A 21,047-nucleotide genomic window follows, 5' to 3' on the forward strand; every position below is an offset into this window, starting at 1 on the left:
CCAAATAAATCTTGATATGGTGTATTTTTAAAGATTATACAGTTTTCTATTTTCAATTGAATACCGTAAACTGATATACGACACCTAAAATATCAAAGACTTTCTATTTCTTTATTTTTGAATCCTTGGTGTTTCATTTCAACTACTTCCCACTTTATTTCGGCGGGGTAATGCGTCTTTTTCTCCATGCGAAAAACACCTCTATTAAAATCATAACTTACTTACGATTTCGAAAGGTGTTTTTTACCATCTCATTCTCAGGTTTTACTCCAACATGAAAGGATAGCTATTTTGTTGAAAATTATCCATTCGTAACCATAAATTGATGACCATGCCCTCCAAGGTGCCATTTATTTCACTTATGCTTTACTAAAAATTCTGTTATGCGACGATATACATATATTTCATTTTCTTTTTTTGAAAATCCATGTCCTTCATCGTCTAATACTAGGTATTCTACATCTACTCCTTTTTCTTGCAGCGCTTGAAAAATTTGATCCGATTCTTCCTTTACAACTCGTGGATCATTTGTCCCCTGAATGATAAGGATTGGTTTATTCATTTGCTTTAAGTATGTAATTGGTGAATCTTTTATAAGCTTATCTTTATCCTTGTTAATATCACCTATTAAATTAACTGCGAGCGGTTTCCAATTTTCAGGCATAGATTCGATAAAACTAAATAAATTGCTAGGCCCAAAAATGTCAATGGCTGCACGAAAATACTCTGAATGACGCCCATAGAGCAACAAGGTCATATACCCTCCATAACTACCACCCATAACAAATAATTTATCAGGATTTGATATGCCCTGTTCAAATAACCATTCTATTCCTGCTACACAATCTAGACGTGGGGCTTCTCCCCAATCACCTTCAATCATTTTTGTAAATGTTGAACCATATCTTGTACTTCCTCTAAAGTTTGGTGCAAAAATATTATATCCCTGCCTTAATAAATATTGAAATAATGCCCTAAAATCTTTCGTCTCAGCACTTTGTGGACCACCATGAGGCCAAAATATTGTATATCCGTTTTGCACTTCTCCTTTCGCCCGGAATAATAATGCTTCTATGTTTAACCCATCAAAGGAGGCATATGTTATAACATCTGGTCCAACAAAAGAAGATTCAGATAGGCCAATAACATAGTTTTTTGTTAATGCTGCCCATTCTGTATCTCCATTTTTCTTGTAATAGATGTTTGCTGTTTTCGTCGCACTTTCACCTAATAAATATAAATTTTCAGATTTGGTAATTTCTATTTGACGTATCGTATCTACCGGAGAATTCAATAAAATTAACTCCTTTTTATCCCATACAAATTTATATAACCTATCGGTAACACCTTTCGCCGAAATAATGTAGCCATTTTTTGTTTCAGCATGCCATTTTATATCGGATATATCTTCCTTCTCTATTTTACAGATTGGTTTGAATTCCTGTTTATGTAAATCAAAAGAAGCTACATAAGAAAACTCTTCTTCATAATTTGTAACAAAAATCACTGTATTTTCATCAATATAACAAATGGACCCTACAGTATGTTCTTTCTCACTAGAAGGTACCATACAAATGAGTTCTTTTCCCTTTTTCACATATCCTACATTATATGTATTACTATATGTTTTTAAAACAATATAACTTGATTCATTCGGACTTACTGCCTCTACATATGTAGGTGTCTCCACACCGGTTAACAGAAGAGTATCTTCTTTTGTACGTATATTATAACAACGAGAGTTTAAGAACCTTGGGTTATCTTTACTTGTGACATAGTATAATCGTTCCCCATCCTCTGTTAAATGCACATAATAATCCTTTTCTGTCTCTCCTGCTGGAATCAATTCAAGCAATCCTCCACCCTCTGGTTTTAATGCATAAATATGATAATTTTCATCGCCATCTTTATCAAATCCAGCTAAAATAAATCGATTTAATGAATCCACTTTAATAAAATTGCTTGACTGATTACAATACGTTAACGGATAAGGAGATAAATTTGGTAAATCCATCGCCCATAAATTAGAATGACCATTTAAGTTTGTACTAAAAATTAATCTTCCTTCATCTTCACTGACTGTAAACTTACCAATACTATACGATCTAAAAAATTGTTCAGCATCTTCTCTAGGAAATTGAATCATCTTTCTTCCTCCATTCTATTTTTGTATCCGAAAATTCAGAATAAGTCATATATAATGATTCTACATTTCCCTATTTACCCCTTTTTTGTTTTATTTATATTTACTTCTACCTTCTAATTTTTTTATTAACATTACAAAATGAACTTGCAACAAACCATGCGAAGAATCTTTTCAGACAACTCCTTTTCTAGCCGCGAATATGTTCGTTACTGTTTCACGATTACTCTCCATTCGATATTCCTTGCTAATAGGAGTAAGTTAAAAAACGAATTATCCCCCAAAACGAAAAATACGAGCTGAATTCACATAAATAACTATAGAGAGAGCAAAACTCCCTATACTTTTATTCAGATAACGTCTCACCTGTAATAATCTCAAACAACGTGGCTGCATTTTTTCCTTCTAATTGAGCATACCGATTATCTCCCGCCATTACTTCTACTTTATCTTTATTAGGACTTATCCAAATTTGATACAACACAGCTTTCGCCTCTATTTTCGGATTTTTAAATTGAAAAACAAAGTGATAATCAGCTGAACGAGACATTTCTGCTTTTTTATTTTCAAAATGAATTTCATTTAATATTTTCTTTACTTGCAACACCTGATTATTGTCTGTCACTATCTTAAGATCTTCATATTCATCATCACCAACACGTTTTTGCACTTCGATTCTTTGATCTTCATTTCCTAGTATATTTGAACAGCCTGTTACTATGAATATACAAATAGCAACAAAAACTAAAATCAATTTTCTAATTCGCATATTAGTCCTCCTCTTTTTAATAAAAAGCATCTCCAATTGTAAAATAAAGGTAAATACCTTACGATTAGACATATAAAAACTAATAAAGAAGGAGTGCCATTCCATGCAACTGAAAACATACACTTGGAAAAGTTATACGTTTCTCATTGTAAGTATATTCGTCACTATTAATCTCTTTCTCTTCTCACCTATTTTAGACAGAGTTGGAGTAGAATACGTGGTTCCTTTCGCGTACTTCATATTAGCTTCCGCTGTTATAGCAATTATATTAGCAGTTATCTCTTTTTGTAGTCGTACCGAAAAGAAAATTTTATCTATTATCGGTTTAACCTTTACGTTATTTAATACAGCAATTATTTTATTTTTCCTTTGGTTCGGTTACCATTTCACTTAATTTTACGATGTAAAATACGAATATACTCCGTACCCTACAAAGAGTATTAATATTATTGAAATACTAAGTATCGTGTATATGACCCATCTTAATGTTGTACTCATATAATCACCCCTCTCACGTTCCAATAATTCCATTATATAACAAATGATTCATTGGAAGTTTAGAACCTGTTTTAAACCTAAATTAGGCGAAGTAAGGGAAGGCATTTGACTTCCCTTACTTCGCCTTTAAAGAATAATGAGTAAGCGTGAATAGCTTACTCATCCAGCTTATTAAGTAACCTTTCACTATTTTTTACAAAATTATAATTATAGTGTTTTTTGACATTTGATCATTATAAATTTAAATGGAGGTTTACTCTCCATATTTTTATGTGGCTCAACAATTTCCGTAGATTCTATCAGTCCATATTTTCCAAAGTCTTGTTGTACCGAGTCAACATCATAAAAATACATTTTTACCCCTTCCATTATCTCGAAGTAGTCTTTACCAAGTTGTTTCCCCTTCCCAAACATTGGGGCATCTTTAGAAATAGTAGTAAAAATCATATATCCGTTTGGTTTTAGCTGACTATAGCAATCTTTAATAAACTTCTCTCTTTCATCCTTATTCAACAAATGAATAAGTGCATAAGAAAATATGCCATCATACAGTTTGTTATCAAAAGGCATATCCGTAACTGAACCATGGAATAAATTAGCATTAATTTCATTTTCCCTCGCCAATTCAATCGCCGTTTTTGAAATTTCAATACCTGTTACATGTATTCCGTTATCAATAAAAACCTTTGCATTTCTTCCATATCCAATACCAGGAATCAATATATCCTTCACTTTCTTTTCAAGGAAAAAATCCTTCGTCAAAATTGCGGAATCTGCAGCTTCAAATCCCCACATCATTTGATTTTCTATAAAACTTGCTTCCCAAAATTCTGTCATACATCAATCTCCTTTATATATCGTTGTTTACCGTTGAATGTTGAAAAATCATCGCATATTCACGAAATTGTATCAAATTTCAACATTAATTCAAAACAAAAAGCATTGGATACCCAATGCTTTTTACACTTACGCAAATAGAGACGTATTCGCATATAAAGCTGGTGAACCACCTGAATGTACGAATAAAATGTTGTCTTCTTTATTAAATTTGCCTTTTCTAATTAAATCAATTAATCCTGCTACTGCTTTACCTGTATAAACTGGATCAAGTAAAATACCTTCTGTTTTCGCAAGTAATTGAACTGCTTCTACCATTTCTGGCGTCGGTAACGCGTATCCTGGTCCTACATATTCATCAAAGCATGTAACTGCTTCGCGTGAAATAGAGTTTGGAATACCAACGTGAGCTGAAGTTTCATCTACAAGTTTTGCTACTTTCTCTTCTTGCTCCGCTTTTCCTCTACTTACATTTATTCCGATTACAGGAATTTTGCTTTGCGTTCCGGAAAAACCAGTAATTAAACCAGCATGCATACCAGCGCTACCACTTACACAAACAACTGAACTGAAATCAATTCCTTGCTCAAATGATTGAGCCATAATTTCTTGCGCACAAGCAATATACCCCATTGCACCAGTAGGGTTCGATCCACCAACTGGTATTACATATGGTGTATTACCTTTTTCACTAACTTCTTTCGCTACTTTATGCATTTCTTCCATAAGGTCTGTTCCGTTTGGTACAACAATTACGTTTTCAGCGCCTAATAAATGATATAAGAAGTAGTTTCCATTAAAGTCTGGCTTTTCTTCTGGCTCAAGCCCTTCTTCTAACACAAGAATACATTTCATTTTTTCTTTTACCGCAGCTGCAAGTGTTAGACGACAATGGTTTGACTGAATACCACCAGCTGTAATTAACGTATCTGCACCTTTTGCCTGTGCATCCGCAACTAGAAACTCTAACTTTCTCGTCTTATTACCGCCTGCTGTTAAACCAAGCAAATCATCTCGTTTAAAATAAATAGTCGGCCCACCAAGTGCTTCAGAAAAATTGTTTAATTTCTCAATAGGTGTATATGATTCTGTATATTTTTTTCTCGGGAATTTAGCTAAATTCATCAATAACGCTCCTTTTGTACTTCTTTCACAATGTATGTAACGATACTATTATTGCATGTAAAAATGATGAAGTCACCTTTCTGAATTAAAAATGTATTAGATTTTCGGTAAATGCAATTTATATCGGCGATTTTTCAAATATATCGACTTACCGACAAAACCGATAAAACAAAAAGAGCCCACACATTTAAATGCGTGAGCCCTCTCCAATCACTTATTTACCGAAAAACGAAGAAGCTGTGTTAATCCTGGCTCTAAATTCATTTCTCCTTTGTGACGTACGTATACGATTTTGTCGCCATCAAACTTTTGAGGTTTTGATGGATTATACGTATTCCACTCGTTCGTTCCTTCTATAGAGTACTCCATATATTCTGTTGCGCCGACAATTACATTTTTATTATCATCAGCCGTGACATCTGGTGCCATTTGTGCGATTTTCGCATCACTAATTGATAATTTCTTTATGCCCTTATCCCGTTTATAATCGTAAGCTGTTACGATTACATCGTTACCGTATGCTTTTATTTGTAATCCTTGTTTAAATGAATAGCCATCTGGAGCAGTCTTCTCTCCGCCATTTGGTCCAGCTGACATCCAGCCTGTTTCAATACCTCCCGTATTTACAACCGTAAATCCTTTTTCATCTCCGCCTGCAATTTTCTTTTTACCAGCCCAATCTGGTAAATTTAAATCCCAATGCGTATGACTCGTGAAGAAAACAACTTGCGGATAGTCTTTTAATATATCGTACAATTTATCAACATTTAAATAGTCTTGTAAATACGGATTTTGTTTTGATCCAGATACCGTATCCGGTAAAACGTGATGAGAGAAAATGAAAATTGGCTTATTCTTATCTTTTTGACTGTAGTCTTCTAAATTTTGTTTTAACCAGCCTAATTGCTCATCACTCATATATACTTCGTCCCACATTTTTGAATCGTGGTATTTCATATATTTTTCAGTTCCTAAAAATAAAAGCGGATAACCGTCTAATTCTTTTTTATGATATACCTTTTCTTGCCCGCTAAACTGCAAATAGCGGTTGAATAGTGTTTCTTCCGTTACACCATTTGGCCATGTATTTTGAGCTAACGTTCCATCAGCTTTCCATTTCCCAGCATAAAACTCATGATTCCCAACAGTTGACCATACATTTTCTGGATGCTTATTCTTGTTTAACACACGCTTCACATCATCATATTGTGACTGCTGTCCAGTTGGCGTTATATCCCCATTCATAATAAGCGCCCTAGAAAGTGGCGTCACTTTGTTCATATCTTTTAACACGTGATCAAAATCCCCTAAATCACCTTGAATGTCACTAATTACATTAAACATCGTAGCTGTTTTTCTTACTCGCTCTTTCTCTTCCGCGTGCATTGTAAATGTCGGTAATAATACCGCCATAACGGCTAACGAAGCAACTGCCTTTTTCATACAATTTCTCCCCCTAATAATAAAATGTATAAACTAACATGTTCTGCGTTCTCTTAGTTGCTTGTCCAATTCATATTATAAGGAGGGATTGTAAAGATAGATGGAGTGAAAATTTAAGTGTTTTTTAAGAGATTTTGTCTTTTTTACACTATCCATTTAACAATTGGCGTCAATTTTTCTATTTACCTATTAATATTAAATGAGTGTAAAATTATGCGATCAATCGCTTAGTTTGATATGTTGTGTTTTAATCTACTTTACACAAACTCAATAAAATACTTTACCTTTTCAAATTCTCTTCATTTAATTCGAACAACTCTGGTAAAATAAAACGCCCATCTTTTCTAATTAGTACATCATCGAACCAAACTTCACCCCCGCCATACTCCGGTCTTTGAATGTTTACTAAATCCCAATGGATCGCTGATTCATTCCCATTATCTGCACCTTGTAACGAATCTCCAATCGCTAGATGAAAACTACCATTTATTTTTTCATCAAATAACGTATTATTCATTGGATCTAATATATAGGGATTAAAAGCCAGCGCAAATTCTCCAATATATCTTGCTCCCTCATCCGTATCAAGAATGCGAGTTATTCGCTCTGTATCATTTGCATATGCATCTATTATTTTTCCATGCTTAATATGTAACTTTATATTTTGAAACGCATAACCTTGTTGAACAGATACTGTATTGAATGCTACTATCCCATTCACTGAATTTTTAACAGGTGCTGTATATATTTCACCATCAGGTATATTATCTGTGCCATCTCCCTTTAAAACACCGATTCCTTCAATTGAAAAATTCAAATCCGTACCTTCTCCAATAATCCTAACTCGCTTTGTCTTTTCCATTAATTCTTTTAACGGATCCATTGCTTTCGACATTTTATTGTAATCTAACGTACATACATCATAATAAAATTTTTCATAAGCCTCCGTGCTCATATTTGCTTCTTGCGCAGAAGCCGCATTCGGAATGCGAGTTGTCACCCATCTCGTTTTATACACTGCTTCACTATGTGCTTTTCCAAATATCTTTTGATATAACTTCATTTTTTCTGCCGGTACATCTGCTAATTCATATGCATTTCTAGGACTACGGAGATTAATATAAACTTGCATTTTACTTAATCGATAACTCTCCCAATCTGCAAATAACTTAAATTGTTCTTCAGATCCTGATAGAATTAATTGCCTTGTAACAGAAACATCGCGCATTGATACATGCGCATATCCCCCTGCTTTTTCCACAGACTTAATAATTTCACGAACTACTGCGGGATCTATTTCAGTAACACTTTGAATTAACACATGATCACCAGGCTGCACTTTAGTCGAATGATTGACTAGTACATCCGCTAATTTCGATAGTTCTCGCTTCATTACGCTCTCGTCCCTTCACTATCGTTTCAATAGCTTAATAAAAAATAAAAGGCTCTTTTCGTAAAGATTGTTGCTTATAATTAAAATAAAGGTTAATTTTCTTAATACGATATAGTATTTACAGCAGATTATTCAGCAAACTGGCAGGATTGTGAAAGTATTGAGTTCGAGAGATCTTCCTAAAAACCATTACTATAATAAAAGGATGACAAAATTTTTATGGTTAGTATGATAATTTGGAAACAGAAGTCAGCTTAATCTATGAAAACCTTATCTGGGGAGTGATGTAAGTGAAACAAAATATTTATGATAATCCGAATTTCTTCAAAAACTACACAGCATTGCGTGAAAGTGGAATAAACGCTAATGACTTCATAGAACAGCCAGCAATCAAATCATTAATTCTGTGTTTGAAAGGAAAATCGGTATTAGACTTGGGTTGCGGTGATGGTCATTTTTCAAAGTATTGTATAGAAAATGGTGCAAAAAACGTAATAGGTGTAGACATATCCAAAAATATGATTGAACGTGCTAAAAAGTTAAATCAGGATGATAACATAGAATTTATGTGTCTTCCTATGGAGGATATGGGACTAACCAATCAAAAGTTCGACCTGATTATAAGTTCCCTCTCTATACATTACATTGAAGATTACTCGGCAATGATTCAAAAGATTAATGAACTATTAAAAAGCAATGGTGAATTTATCTTTTCAACCGAACATCCAATAGCAACAGCTCGCAAAGGAAGCAACCATTGGATAAAAACTGAGGATGGTAATACATCACACTGGGCATTAGATAATTATCAAGAAGAAGGAATTAGAGTACACAACTGGTTTGTTGACGATAGTGTGGTTATTTATCATAGAACTGTTGCCACATTAATAAATACTTTGATTGAACACGGGCTTTCGCTGGATAAAATAATCGAACCACAATCAACTTTGGCAGGGATAGAGAAAATGCCAGATTTAATAAACGAATCGCGAAGTCCATCTTTTATTATAATCAAGTCAAAAAAAACAAAATAATATTTAAAAATATCTACCGCAATCTGGGAGCTTTTATTGAATTACAAAAACAGCCGTTTCACTAAGGAATGGCTGTTTTTTATACTTCACGCAGAAAATTCACAGTGATTTGATTACTGTAAGGATTAAAATAAAGGAAAATTATAGAAAGGATAAAAATGCTTATAGCCGCTGCTACCCCATACCCATCAAGCTAAGAAAAGAAAATACCCCCAAACGAGAAAATTGACATCTACAGCTGAAAATGTACATTTTTTTGTTTTGGGAGCGTTATATAATTCTTAAGTTGATGAATGTGTGGTGCTATCCCATCACCATCAAGCTATGAAAAGTAAATACTTCAAAATGAAAATATAAGCCGTTTTCTTTCAAAAATACATGGGATTTTAGCCTGGGTTGTTATAAAATTATTAAGTAGTTGGGCATGGGTTGAGACTTCGAAATATTGTGCATTCACATTAAATAACAAACATGAAAAGGACTTTAAATTTAATTCGCAGGATCTCTTTCTTTTACAAGATCTTCGATGTTATTTGCTTCTTTGATTTCTTTTGACGATAACCAATTTTCATTTATTGTCCCTGTCTTATTGGTTAAATAGATGTTAAAGTTATTATTATATAGTTCTTCTTTAAGGATTGTGGTTACTTTGATTAAATCCTCAATTAAAGGGGGATTGTTTTCAAATATATTATTGGTGGTATTAATAACTAAAGTCACTAAATATTTTCGACTATCCTCATCATCTGAACTTGAATAAGTAATACTTTTAAATGCAAATCGATCGTTTTGTATTTCATGTAATCTTTCTTCTACTTTGGTGTGCGTTCTAATCCAATTTCCCCAATATTTGTTTATGGCATCTGACATCGTAGATTTCATTGTTTGTAACAGTTCTTCTTTTGTTATTATTTTTTGTACATTTTTAAAAGGTCCGCCTAAAGATTCACCATTTTGATCCTTAATCTCTAGTTCTGTTATCTTTTTATTATTCTCCTGAATGAGTTGAAATAGAGCATATAAACGATCTAATTCTACTGAATCCAATTGGCTAAAGTCAATCTCGTTACTCATTTGCAAAGTTAATAATAATTCATTAGTTGGTTTTCCTTCATCTGGATCTTTATTATCTAAAATATATTGAAGAGCATTTTCCGTTTCAGATTCCACGTAGCCTAATTTTTTCATTTCTTCTAGAGTTGGTTTGAATTTCTTATATTCCTCATATGTTTTTTTTCCATATTGGTATTCATCACCTACTGGATTTGAATAGAGGAGACCTTGTACCTTTACTCGGAATTTTAGATATTTGTTATTTTTTTCTTGCACAGTATGGTATGTATTACCGCCGTTATTTTCATTTATAGAGCTCCAATCTGTTACAACAACATCAATACCGTGTTTTTCTTTTATATATTCTTGTACCTCAGCTCCATTTTCTTGGTTACAACCACTTAGACATAAGAAACATAATACTAGCAATATTACATGTTTCAAACTTTGCATATAAGCACTCCCTACGTAAGAATTAATTCTTGAATGTGCAGCACACTACAAAACCTTCTTTTCCTTAGTCGTATACTTTATCTTTTATATAGTTTGAATCTTAAATCATTTAAGTTCCTGACGTTTCCAACTATACTGCTTGAAGTATTACTGTCTTAACATATATAACTTATTTGTTTTAAGGTCTTTCTCAATTCTATAAGCATATGGTTCATTGGGCTCATATCTAAAACGTACATTCATACCATGGTATCTATTTTACTATAAAATCTAGTTCTATTATTAAAATGTTCCTTTTTTGTTTTTTGTTTCCTAGTATAGATGTTCCTTCTACTTCAATGAGGGAGGATTTATGGAAGGACATTATACAATTTCAAGTTATGCACCATATATAAGAAGAAAAAACATAGCTACAAACTCGATGTAACTAAATTCGTATATATATGCATAATCGCATTTAAAATCACTAATGATAATGTTATACTAATATCAACCAAGAAGAATCCAACAAACTATGATTAATCACTACATCTTCTTTCATAGCATGTCAACGTAAAAAAGACACTTTCCATTGTGTCTTTTTTTACGCTTTGAGATGAATACATTGACTCAATACTTATATTTGGGGTAGCATCACATCGCTATCAATTTTGTTCTTTGTGAAATGAATTCCTTTAACTAATTCATTTCCAAGCGAATCAAGTGTATCCTGTAACCCGAAAAATTATTTTCATATGTAAAATCTAATAATATACTTACTACTTATAGCTCCTACACATTACGAGTCTTATCTCTTTTTTTAAAAGCGATGTTTTTTTGCCATCGGTTCTATACATGCATTTAATATCCAAGTTAATACTTTCCATACCTTTTGTTGATTAGGTGGCAAATGAGAGTGATACATATAACTGTATTCAATCTGCTGTTTTGCACCACGATTTCGTTTGAACTCTCCAGCTCCAGCACTACAATGACAAATTAAATCTTTTTCGATAGAATCCATTGTAATAAGGAGCGACAAAATCCGGTATAAGCCTTGTTGCTGATCAGAGTTTGTAATATAGCCAAGGATAGGAGTCGTCATAACTCCATCCCTAATAAAATAAGCAATGACACCATCTATTGTTTCTCCTTTTTTTATAGCCTTTATCTCAAATAAACGATGCTGAAGAGCATTACATAAATAAGCGGGTGTAAACATCGGGTTATGGGCGGAATATTTTTCGATATATAGTTGGTTGTATAGCTGGGAAATTTGTAAAATATCATCTTTTGTTAATTCTTCATTCGTAATGATTTCATAATTGCTTTTCTCTAATAAACTTTTATCGTTTAATAAGTCTTTTCGTTTTTTTCGATTCATTTTTTTATATTGTTTCGGATCAAATAAGTATATAGAACGAGACATAATTTTCTTGTAACCTACCGTAGATAGTGCTTCTGTCGTTACGGGATATAATTCGTTATTTAAAGAGCGAAATAGAATTGTATGCTCTGGAAATTTCTCAACAAATAAATTCGTAATTTGTTCGATTTGTTGTTCGTTGATAGAGTGATAAAGATTTGTTGAAAGCATCCAATTATTTACGACAATTACTTTATTAATATTCGTTCGTCGTAGCCAACTTCCCATAAGATGAATCGGATAGGTTAATAGCTTTTCTAGCCATGGTTTTTTCAACTCCCATAGCTCTTCTAATGCATAAGATATGTAATGTGTATACGGAGAACATACATATGAATTTTCGAACTCTGCGTTATTAAGAGTAACTGGCAAGATGAGATCATCAATTTCTAATAGAAACAGCTGCGTATTAACATTTTCAATAAACGCTGTAACGCCCTTTTGAAAAAGAGGCAGGAAACTATCTCGCACATATGCCCCATCTTTTTTTGATTCCCAATCAATACTATGCAAGGAATGAACATCATGTAACTGAATCATTTATGTTCACCACGCCTTACAAGACTTTCTATTCTTTTTAATTTTTTATCACATACTTGAATATCGTAATGCGAAAAGAAGAAATGTGGTATCGCACACTTTTTAGTAGCCCACAGTGTATGTAATTCTTGCATTACCTTTGATTGACATAATTCGAGATCTTCAGGTAGTGCTTTAAGTTTAATTTCAATTTTTTCTACGCTGTGTTGTATCACTTTAAATTCTTGAATGTCACTAGATGCAAACAAAATTGCTCTTCTAATGAAATCTGGAAACATAAATATTTCGCTATTATCCAATTCACTTATTCCAATAAATATATCGTCACATCGACCGTCAATTCGTTCTAATGCTAAGAAAGGTGAGCCACAGCTGCACGGCGTTTTCTTCTCAATTAATATGTCATTGAGACGATAGCGTATAATAGGCTGTGTTTTCCTCATGAAATCAGTAATAATGGGAACAAATATCCCTTTCTCTTTATCTAAGTATTCTTTTTCAATATGAACGAGATCTTCATTAATGTGTAATGTCCCCTGCTTGCAAGTGGTAGCAAGAAAACCTTCTGTACATTGGTAAACTTGGTGTACTGTTTGCTTAAAAGTTGCACGAATAAAGTCTCTATCAATATCTTCAAGCACTTCTGCTACAGAGATAATTTTTTGGGGACAAATCGTAATCAGTCCTTCTTGCTGCCAGTAAGCGATTTTCCGTAACATAGACGGAGGTGCAATTAAAATAGATGGCTGTATTTCATTTAATCGCGTGATATGCTGCTGAAACGAATCTAGTAAATCAAAAAAATGAAATGAGATTCGCTTATTTTTTATCGCTTCGTATAAATTGCTATTTGCACGTAAGAAAAAAGCAATCGTGTGTTTATGTAGAATGCTAGAAGGAAGCACCTTTCCAATAATCGAGCCAGCCCACAACGTTTGTTCTTCCTCGGAAACGAGAAAAACTCCACGATTCCCACTAGTTCCTGAGGATAAACCGATAGTTATATTACGAATGGTTGGTGAGAAATTCCGGGTCTTTTCTGCTTCAAATGCTACATGAAACGCTTCTTCCTTTGAAATATGGGCTGTATTTAATGTATCAAAATGTTCCATCATTACTTCTTTATCAATAATGGGGAGTGCAGACAAATCCCCCTTTTGAATTTCATTTAAAAACGGCGTATATAACTGGCGATAAAAAGGAGACGCCTCTATCGTGAACAAAAGTTGTTTTTCTATTTGTTGTTTATGAAACTGTTCCAACTGTTTGCGATTTGAAAATCTCAAGCCATATTTTATTTTCAAGTATCGCTTGAGAATCCGTAGTTTATTCATAGTACACCCCTGCTTTAATTTTATCCCATGTATGTTCACAATGAGTTGGTACAATTTCGATCTCAGGTGATGTTTGTGATAAATGGTGTAACTTCTCAATATTCTTTCGGTAAGACTTTGGATCGCTAGTTAAAAGGTTGGCAATCTTACTAGGAAATACAAGGTTTTGATAAGTTTTACTTAGCCACACTGCGTCTGCACAAAGAAAGACAATTTTTTCACTCTGTAAATGGACGAATAAACCGAATTGTCCCGTTGCATGTCCTGTTAAGTCAACAGCAAATAATGAGCCATCATCAAATACATCATACCCCTCTTCAAACTTTCCATATGTAGAAGGTAAGTTAAGGGATGGAGTTTGATCAATGAATGACATTCTTTTCTCTAAATCCATCGGCAGTGTATCTTTTAGACACCCTTTTAATAGAGCACCAAATTTACTTCTCTTTTTAATATCCTCATAAGCTTTTGCGAAGGTTAGTATTTTCGCTTTTGGAAAGTCAGGTAAACCAGCAGTATGATCGCCATGAAAATGAGAAAGAATAATATATTTAATTTCTTCTGGCTGAATACCATCAAGAAGAAGTTGCTGTTTAATAGATTGCTCTTCCGTGAAATGAACAGGCGTAAGTTTTGCATATACAGAGTAAGGAAATTTTTTTGTCGCCTCTTTAAAATGTCCCGCATATCCAGTATCAAATAAAATATATCCTAATACTGGATGCTCGAGTAACCCTACTGTAGCAGGAAAGCATATTTGTTTCCAACTGCCCTTGGAGTATGCAATTTTTTCTGGATGTGTGCAATATCCTGTATCATATAGCTTTAAAGATTTGATTTTCATTGTATTTTCCACCAGTCTACAAATTTTGTAATTCCTTCTTCTATACTAATCTTTGGAGCATATCCTAGTTCTTCTTTAGCTTTATCAATATTTAATGTCTGGCTTTTTGAAAGGACACTAACAGTATATTTTGTGAGAATAGGTTCTTTTCCGAATAAAATAGTTTTTGAAATTCCTTCTAGTATGGCAGCTAGTGAAAAAGCGGTTTTGTAGGAAATTTTTTTATATTTTACTTCCTTATCAAGACGCTTCATTACATTTTCTATGACCTCATATAAATTTACACGTTCGTCATTTGTTATATTGTACTTTTGCCCTAATGTATGTTTTGGGGAATGCATACAAAGAAGTAAAGCATCTACAACATTCTCAACATACGTAATATCAACAAGAACATTTTCAGTACCAATTCTCGGTAAAGCACCCTTTTCACATACTTTAATAAGACGCGGAAGAATCGCATTATCTCCTGGTCCGAATAAAGCGCGCGGGCGTATTGTGATAACTGGTAAACCATGCACGAAAGCTTGATCAACAGCTTGTTCAGCCATGTGCTTCGTTGTTGCATAATGATTTACAAATGTATCAGGAAGTTTCGCGTTTTCTACTACATTTTGTCGCTCATCATAATAGAAATAAATACTTGGTGTTGATACATGGATCAGGCGTTTTATACCGTACTTTTTACTTCCCTCGATAATATGTTTCGTTCCTAACACATTCGCATTATAAAAATCTTCATATTTGCCCCAAGGGGAAGAAAGTGCGCCGCTATGAAAGATATAATCTTTATCTTTACAAACTTGTAGCACACGATCTCTGTCTTCAAGAGGACAATGAACAAACTCGATTCCATTTTGTTCTAATACCTTACCGATTGTTTTATTTCTTCCCGTTGCCGTTACTTCATAGCCCATATTTTTCAGTCGAAAGGCGAGTTTTTGTCCTAGAAAGCCCGTTCCACCAGTTACTAGCATTTTCATAAATCTTCACCATCCCACGATATGTCATATGTTGTTTGCTCTAAAATAGTCCGTTCATTTTTATAACTTTCACGCCACAATTTATACATGCTAAAAAACTGATAAAAAAATGGTTTCCAATCATTGTGACGATAAACGATATCTGGATAAGAGCATAGAACTTTTAACCATCGCTTACGTTTTTGTTTACTTTTTAAATAAGGAAATCCATATAGAAGCATCGCTAACCGAATTGCACACTCAGAGTTTGGTCTCGGAATGAGTGTATTGTTTACCTTTTCATGAAAGAAAGCCGGCAATATTTCCTCATCGAATAAATGTAATCCACTTGTAGTACGTGGATTACATTCAATCGGAATCGCATCTCTATCCTCTGTAACGATAAAATCAAAAGCAATTTGTCCTGAGAAATTTAGCTCTTTTACAATATGTCTCACAAACTGATCAATTTTAGGATGATTCATATGCTGAAACGCAATGGTAGCACCTAAGCCTGCCGTGAATTCCGTTTTATACGTAGAGTGAGCTAACACTTCCCCAGATTGTGCAATACTGTAGGAACAATGCTGCGTCCCTCGTATAAACTCTTGCATAATATAATTCGACTTATCTATCATGCTTTCTTTTAGAGCATCCTCTTTTGTAATAAATTCCACTTTATCAGAAAAACGGGAGAAAATCGGCTTTCGTACAAAAGGAGTATGTGCTGGTGTTTTATGCATCATTGAACTTATCGCTTCTTCATCATCTATTCTATATGTTGCAGGTACTTGCCACCCTAAATTCGCTACGAACTGAATAAATTCCCACTTATTATGGAGTAATGATAGCTTTTGAAAATCATCTACTAATACATGGCAAAATGCGCTTAATTCTTCTCTATATTTAGATATATAAAACACTTCTTCACAAGTAGGAATAAGCAAATCCACATTGTGACGTTGAATAATGGATAGTAGCGCACGGATACTTTCATTTGTTTTCCACTTTGGAGAAGGAATTTCATAAAAATAATCCGTACTCTTTGAAACTTTACTTAATGGATAAGGAATACTATCTGCAATAATAACGGTATGTCCAGCGTTATGAAACAGTCTGCATAAATGCAGAGTTGCTGGTGCACGTGCCCCTGTAATTAATACTGTTTTCTTAGTATTCAATAAGGATGCCCCCGATTGAAAGTCCTGCAGAAGTACCTAATAATAGTATTTTATTTCCACGTTGCACTTTCTTTTGCTTAATCGCTTCGAAAAGAGCGACTGGAATAGATGCGGAAATCATATTACCGTAGTCTTCAAAAATGGTCATAAAGCGCTCTTCATCAACCCCTAATTTTTTACGAATGAGTCTCATAGCTGGTCCACTTGCTTGGTGAGGAACAATTAAATCAATATCAGCCAGGGAATAACCAGTATCCATAAGTAGCTTGTCGATAAACTTCAACAAATACTTAGAAGATAGTTTAAAAATGGCTCTTCCATTCATATCGAACAAGAAGTCTTCTTTTCGTTCCTCACTATACTCCCTAGGATGAATCATCGTTCCACCGCCACGAATTTCTGATAAATGCGCACCAGAGCTATATGTTTCCATATGGGAAGCAATAATAGAAGATGTATAATCACCTTTTGTTATTACTACAGCTGCCGCACCGTCACCGAATAAAATACTGCTTTCATTTTGTCCCCAATTTAATCCAACAGAAGAAATTTCAGAAGAAATAATAACAACATTTTTGTATCTCCCGCATTCCATTGCGTAAGAAATTGTATCAAGTGCTGTTATGAAACTGAGACATGTTGAATTGATATCAAAACATGGAATACCAGAATGCTGTAGCCCGAGCTGTTCTTGAATAAGTGATGCTGTAGAAGGTATTGCCTGTTGAATCGTTCCGCTTCCGCAAATAATACAATCGATATCATCCCAAGTTAACTTAGCATCTTCTACAGCTTTTTTTGCAGCTTCCGCCCCCATATAAGAAGACGTTTCCCCATCAACAAAATATCTTGTTTTTACCCCAGCTTTTTTTAATGTCCAGCCTTCTGGCACATGTAGCATGCGATCTATTTCAAAAGATTCTACCTTTCTTTTCGGAAGATATGTGCCAATTCCTTTTATACTAATATATCTTTTCATTCTCTATCGCCTCTTAATCTTTTTATAAATTTAAAAATCTTTTACATCTAAACATTGTTGTGGATACATACAGAAAGTCTTTTTATAAAATTCTGCTATCCCCTTATGTACTTCTAATCATATTTCTCTTCAAAAAAGAGCAAGCTCTCTACTTGAGAACTTGCTCTTTTTGCATGAGAATTCTTCAAATACATACTCTAGAAAAAAACTTTTATATCAATTTAATTATATTATAACAATTATCCAAAAATATTTAATAGTATTTTTTGTAAATAAAAGTGAAAATGTGGTACAAACTTACGCGAGAGGATAGTTTATTGAGCAGCAAATATACACATATGGAACGAACATACATGTAATTTTAACATCTTCTATTTCCCCTTTTGTTTTCACAAAAGTTACTGTAATTTAAAACCTAAAGTATGTATCTCCATATCTTTTATACCTATTTACTATTCTATTGAGATTGAAATATGATAAATCAAACTGAGGTAGTAAATTCAAATAAAAAATCTACTACTTTTGCAGAAGAAATCTTCATTAAATTCAGATGTAATCATATTTGAATAGTAAAAGAACGCTATTTTTTTAATAAGAATCGCGTTTTTTTACGCTTGATTGCAATTAATATCTTTCAGTTAATAGATGTGTAGCGATATCCCTATCAGTAATCTTTATATTAACAGTTATGCGTAACTTCTAACTCATTATTAGCATAAATTGTTCCGTAAGTAGCACAAAGCAACATTCCACCACAAACCTCACTACTCACTTGAAAGTTTATGTTATCTTCAAATGTATCTATACTATTAGGTCTAATTGTATCTACAAGTTTTTTGAAATCAAGAACCGGTAAATATTTCGTTATAATTTCATAGCTTAATAAATTATCTTCATTATTATATGCATTATATTTCTGAATTTCTCTATAAATCGGACTTGGACTATACGGATCATATTGCAATTGTCCATTTTCATCTTCGAATTTTTTTATTTCTTCTTTTACTATATAATCTGGATAATCTTCACTACTTTCATCTTCATCACCAAATTCCCAAAATGGATATTCTTTATCACATAAATGCGTTATAATCCACATTAGAAATTGCTCATTTATAAATCCAACATTGGTTTCTAACTCTTTGAATCTATTACCATAATATTTTTTAGCTTTTTCTACCTTTTCTTCTTGAGTCATATTATCCGTCGCCCCTGTTATATCGCATCCATCTAAATCTATAAAAATGCTATTGAATTTACCTAAAATGCCCAAATTAACAGTTTTACTCCAGTAGCCTTCACCATCTTTATCGATTATTATCATAATATCCTCCATTCTGCTTTGTTCGTTGCATAAGAAAAAGTGACTCTTTCTTAATAAGAATCACTTCCATTATTATATAACTTTTCCCTCATTAATCCTCAATTTCAATTCCAGCTTGTTTAAATGGTTCTAATACTTTTGGGTAACACATTGAAATATATTCCACTATTTTTAGATTTTTTAAATTTTGAAATCCTTCAACAGATATTACATCAAATAAACTGTCTTCACCATCCCAATCTGGCTTTAAGATATGATAAATTTCATTTCCTCCATCAAAGCAAAGGGATTCAATCTTTTCCAAATCACTTGTTTCCAGAATTAACTCTTCTAAAAAATCTCTAATTTCAACAATTGGCCCAGCTCCTGAATACCATTCGAAATTATTCGTATACTTTTCTATTAAGTCTTTTAATTCTTTTAAAAATAATGGCTCTTTATCTAATAAAGCATCAATTACTACTAATTTAAAATTAAAATCCTGAAATATCTCACTCTTCCCCATTTTAAATTCCTCCAATGTTATAATATCCTTACCCAAATTATTATAAGTAAAACATATCCAATTGCAGCTACTTTATTTCTTTCAATATCATATTAAAAAGGGATATGCTTAATTGCATGACCACAATCGAGAAAATATACATTAAAAATATTTTCTTACTAATTATATTCTTTATATACTTACCTTCGCTTCTCTAGCATCCTGTTTCTTAATTAAGTCTAAGTAAAAATGCGAGACAGTTGTGTTATAATAAGGGGTAATGAATATGAATGACAGATTAAATGTAAACATACCTATAAATGCTGTTAATAAAAACCAACCAATAAAAGATAACCAAAGAACAAATAACTTGAACTTATGCCCTTTCATTATTCTTTTACTCTCCCTTAGTGCTTCACTTGCTGTATAATCCGGATTCTCTATTAAAATATAATATGCCATTGAATAAGAAAAATATTTAATAATACCTGGAACAATTAATAACAGGCTCCATAAAAATAGAAAAATAGCCTGCAACACTCCTAATTTCATTGATTTAAACAAATTGTTCTTCCTAAACCCCACAAATACATCGTCCACCTTAGCATCTTCATTTTTACCTAAGCGTAAGGTGAAAACAGAATACCCATAATTAAAGATACCTTGTATGACACTGTAAATTAAGAAACAAATCATTCCTATAAAAAAATAACTTAGAATAAGTAAAACTAGTGCTGTTGGATCTACTTGTGGTTGCCCACCAATTGAATAAATAAAGAAAACATCCAAACCAATTACCCCAATAAACAGGCCCAATATTAAATATATAAAACTAGCAATCGCTGATGCACTTAAAGTTGGTACAAAATAGTATAACGCCGATCCCCCTATACTTACTCCCCATTTCCCATCTAACGAATTAAGTGCTGCTTTCTTTAAATTTCTTATCAAACTTGCACCCTCCTTTTTTCCATATTTTAGTCAATGGAAATTTTACAAATAAAAGAACTTGTAACAAGCCCCACTACAAGTTCTTTTAGCTTATCAAAACAAAATATACTTTCTACATAATCGGGGGTAATTTCTAAAATATGGTTTATTAAAATCATTATATAACATAATCGCGAATTTTCGTTGAACATTCTGTTTTTTTGACAAATACACCCCACATTCTTCCTTATGTTCATCTAGATGTAGTAACTCATGTAACAATATATCTATCATTATCTTTCTCAATAAATCCCAT

At 33.0% G+C, this 21,047-nt stretch carries 18 protein-coding genes; 2 read left to right on the plus strand and 16 right to left on the minus strand.

Annotated features, from left to right (window positions below; all coding sequences use genetic code 11):
- Positions 1–355: 355 nt before the first annotated feature.
- Both MR066_RS03320 and MR066_RS03325 read right to left on the minus strand, forming a co-directional pair.
- Positions 356–2,146, minus strand: coding sequence for a S9 family peptidase (locus tag MR066_RS03320; protein ID WP_242245987.1), 1,791 nt, complete (start codon positions 2,144–2,146; stop codon positions 356–358).
- Positions 2,147–2,489: 343 nt separating this feature from the next.
- Positions 2,490–2,912 carry a YhfM domain-containing protein gene (locus tag MR066_RS03325; protein ID WP_242245988.1) on the minus strand — a complete coding sequence of 141 codons (423 nt, stop codon included), beginning with the start codon at positions 2,910–2,912 and terminating at the stop codon, positions 2,490–2,492.
- Positions 2,913–3,015: 103 nt separating this feature from the next.
- On the opposite strand from MR066_RS03325, the gene MR066_RS03330 reads away from it, so the two are divergent.
- A complete protein-coding gene (locus MR066_RS03330; protein WP_242245989.1) occupies positions 3,016–3,306 on the plus strand; it encodes a hypothetical protein in 291 nt (96 codons plus the stop codon).
- A 311-nt stretch (positions 3,307–3,617) separates the two neighbouring features.
- Here the strand turns inward: MR066_RS03330 and MR066_RS03335 are convergent, their stop codons facing one another.
- The 4 genes from MR066_RS03335 to MR066_RS03350 form a co-directional block, all read right to left on the minus strand.
- Positions 3,618–4,247: a class I SAM-dependent methyltransferase gene (locus tag MR066_RS03335; RefSeq protein WP_242245990.1), complete on the minus strand. Its 630-nt coding sequence runs from the start codon at positions 4,245–4,247 to the stop codon at positions 3,618–3,620.
- A gap of 129 nt (positions 4,248–4,376) precedes the next feature.
- On the minus strand, positions 4,377–5,372 hold the full coding sequence (gene cuyA / locus MR066_RS03340; RefSeq protein WP_002013704.1) for a D-cysteate sulfo-lyase: 996 nt from the start codon (positions 5,370–5,372) through the stop codon (positions 4,377–4,379).
- A gap of 210 nt (positions 5,373–5,582) precedes the next feature.
- Positions 5,583–6,815 (minus strand): DUF4073 domain-containing protein, encoded by a 1,233-nt coding sequence (locus MR066_RS03345; protein ID WP_242245991.1) that lies wholly within the window; start codon positions 6,813–6,815, stop codon positions 5,583–5,585.
- 280 nt (positions 6,816–7,095) lie between these two features.
- Positions 7,096–8,208: an aminopeptidase gene (locus MR066_RS03350; protein ID WP_242245992.1), complete on the minus strand. Its 1,113-nt coding sequence runs from the start codon at positions 8,206–8,208 to the stop codon at positions 7,096–7,098.
- A gap of 290 nt (positions 8,209–8,498) precedes the next feature.
- Between MR066_RS03350 and MR066_RS03355 the strand changes: the two genes are divergently transcribed.
- Positions 8,499–9,242, plus strand: coding sequence for a class I SAM-dependent methyltransferase (locus MR066_RS03355; protein ID WP_242245993.1), 744 nt, complete (start codon positions 8,499–8,501; stop codon positions 9,240–9,242).
- 489 nt (positions 9,243–9,731) lie between these two features.
- On the opposite strand, the gene MR066_RS03360 is transcribed toward MR066_RS03355, so the two are convergent.
- From MR066_RS03360 to MR066_RS03405, 10 genes are all read right to left on the minus strand, one after another.
- Positions 9,732–10,748 (minus strand): hypothetical protein, encoded by a 1,017-nt coding sequence (locus tag MR066_RS03360; protein ID WP_242245994.1) that lies wholly within the window; start codon positions 10,746–10,748, stop codon positions 9,732–9,734.
- Between the two features lie 799 nt (positions 10,749–11,547).
- Positions 11,548–12,693: a hypothetical protein gene (locus MR066_RS03365; protein WP_242245995.1), complete on the minus strand. Its 1,146-nt coding sequence runs from the start codon at positions 12,691–12,693 to the stop codon at positions 11,548–11,550.
- Positions 12,690–14,027: a F390 synthetase-related protein gene (locus tag MR066_RS03370; protein ID WP_242245996.1), complete on the minus strand. Its 1,338-nt coding sequence runs from the start codon at positions 14,025–14,027 to the stop codon at positions 12,690–12,692. The genes MR066_RS03365 and MR066_RS03370 overlap by 4 nt, the downstream gene beginning before the upstream one ends.
- Positions 14,020–14,871 (minus strand): MBL fold metallo-hydrolase, encoded by an 852-nt coding sequence (locus tag MR066_RS03375; protein ID WP_242245997.1) that lies wholly within the window; start codon positions 14,869–14,871, stop codon positions 14,020–14,022. The genes MR066_RS03370 and MR066_RS03375 overlap by 8 nt, the downstream gene beginning before the upstream one ends.
- Positions 14,868–15,854, minus strand: a complete 987-nt coding sequence (locus MR066_RS03380; protein ID WP_242245998.1) for an NAD-dependent epimerase/dehydratase family protein — start codon at positions 15,852–15,854, stop codon at positions 14,868–14,870. Before MR066_RS03380 ends, MR066_RS03375 begins: the two co-directional genes overlap by 4 nt.
- Positions 15,851–17,014 (minus strand): ATP-grasp domain-containing protein, encoded by a 1,164-nt coding sequence (locus MR066_RS03385; RefSeq protein WP_242245999.1) that lies wholly within the window; start codon positions 17,012–17,014, stop codon positions 15,851–15,853. The genes MR066_RS03380 and MR066_RS03385 overlap by 4 nt, the downstream gene beginning before the upstream one ends.
- A complete protein-coding gene (locus tag MR066_RS03390; RefSeq protein WP_242246000.1) occupies positions 17,004–17,993 on the minus strand; it encodes a beta-ketoacyl-ACP synthase III in 990 nt (329 codons plus the stop codon). The genes MR066_RS03385 and MR066_RS03390 overlap by 11 nt, the downstream gene beginning before the upstream one ends.
- 679 nt (positions 17,994–18,672) lie before the next feature.
- Entirely contained in the window at positions 18,673–19,317 is a 645-nt protein-coding gene (locus MR066_RS03395) for a hypothetical protein (RefSeq protein ID WP_242246001.1), read from the minus strand.
- Positions 19,318–19,408: 91 nt separating this feature from the next.
- Complete coding sequence (locus MR066_RS03400; RefSeq protein ID WP_002165425.1) at positions 19,409–19,822, minus strand: DUF6892 domain-containing protein; 414 nt, start codon at positions 19,820–19,822, stop codon at positions 19,409–19,411.
- Between the two features lie 171 nt (positions 19,823–19,993).
- On the minus strand, positions 19,994–20,752 hold the full coding sequence (locus tag MR066_RS03405) for a DUF975 family protein (RefSeq protein WP_242246002.1): 759 nt from the start codon (positions 20,750–20,752) through the stop codon (positions 19,994–19,996).
- Between the last annotated feature and the right edge of the window lie 295 nt (positions 20,753–21,047).

Source organism: Bacillus cereus group sp. BfR-BA-01523 (genome assembly GCF_022662615.1).
Taxonomy (GTDB): domain Bacteria; phylum Bacillota; class Bacilli; order Bacillales; family Bacillaceae_G; genus Bacillus_A; species Bacillus_A mycoides.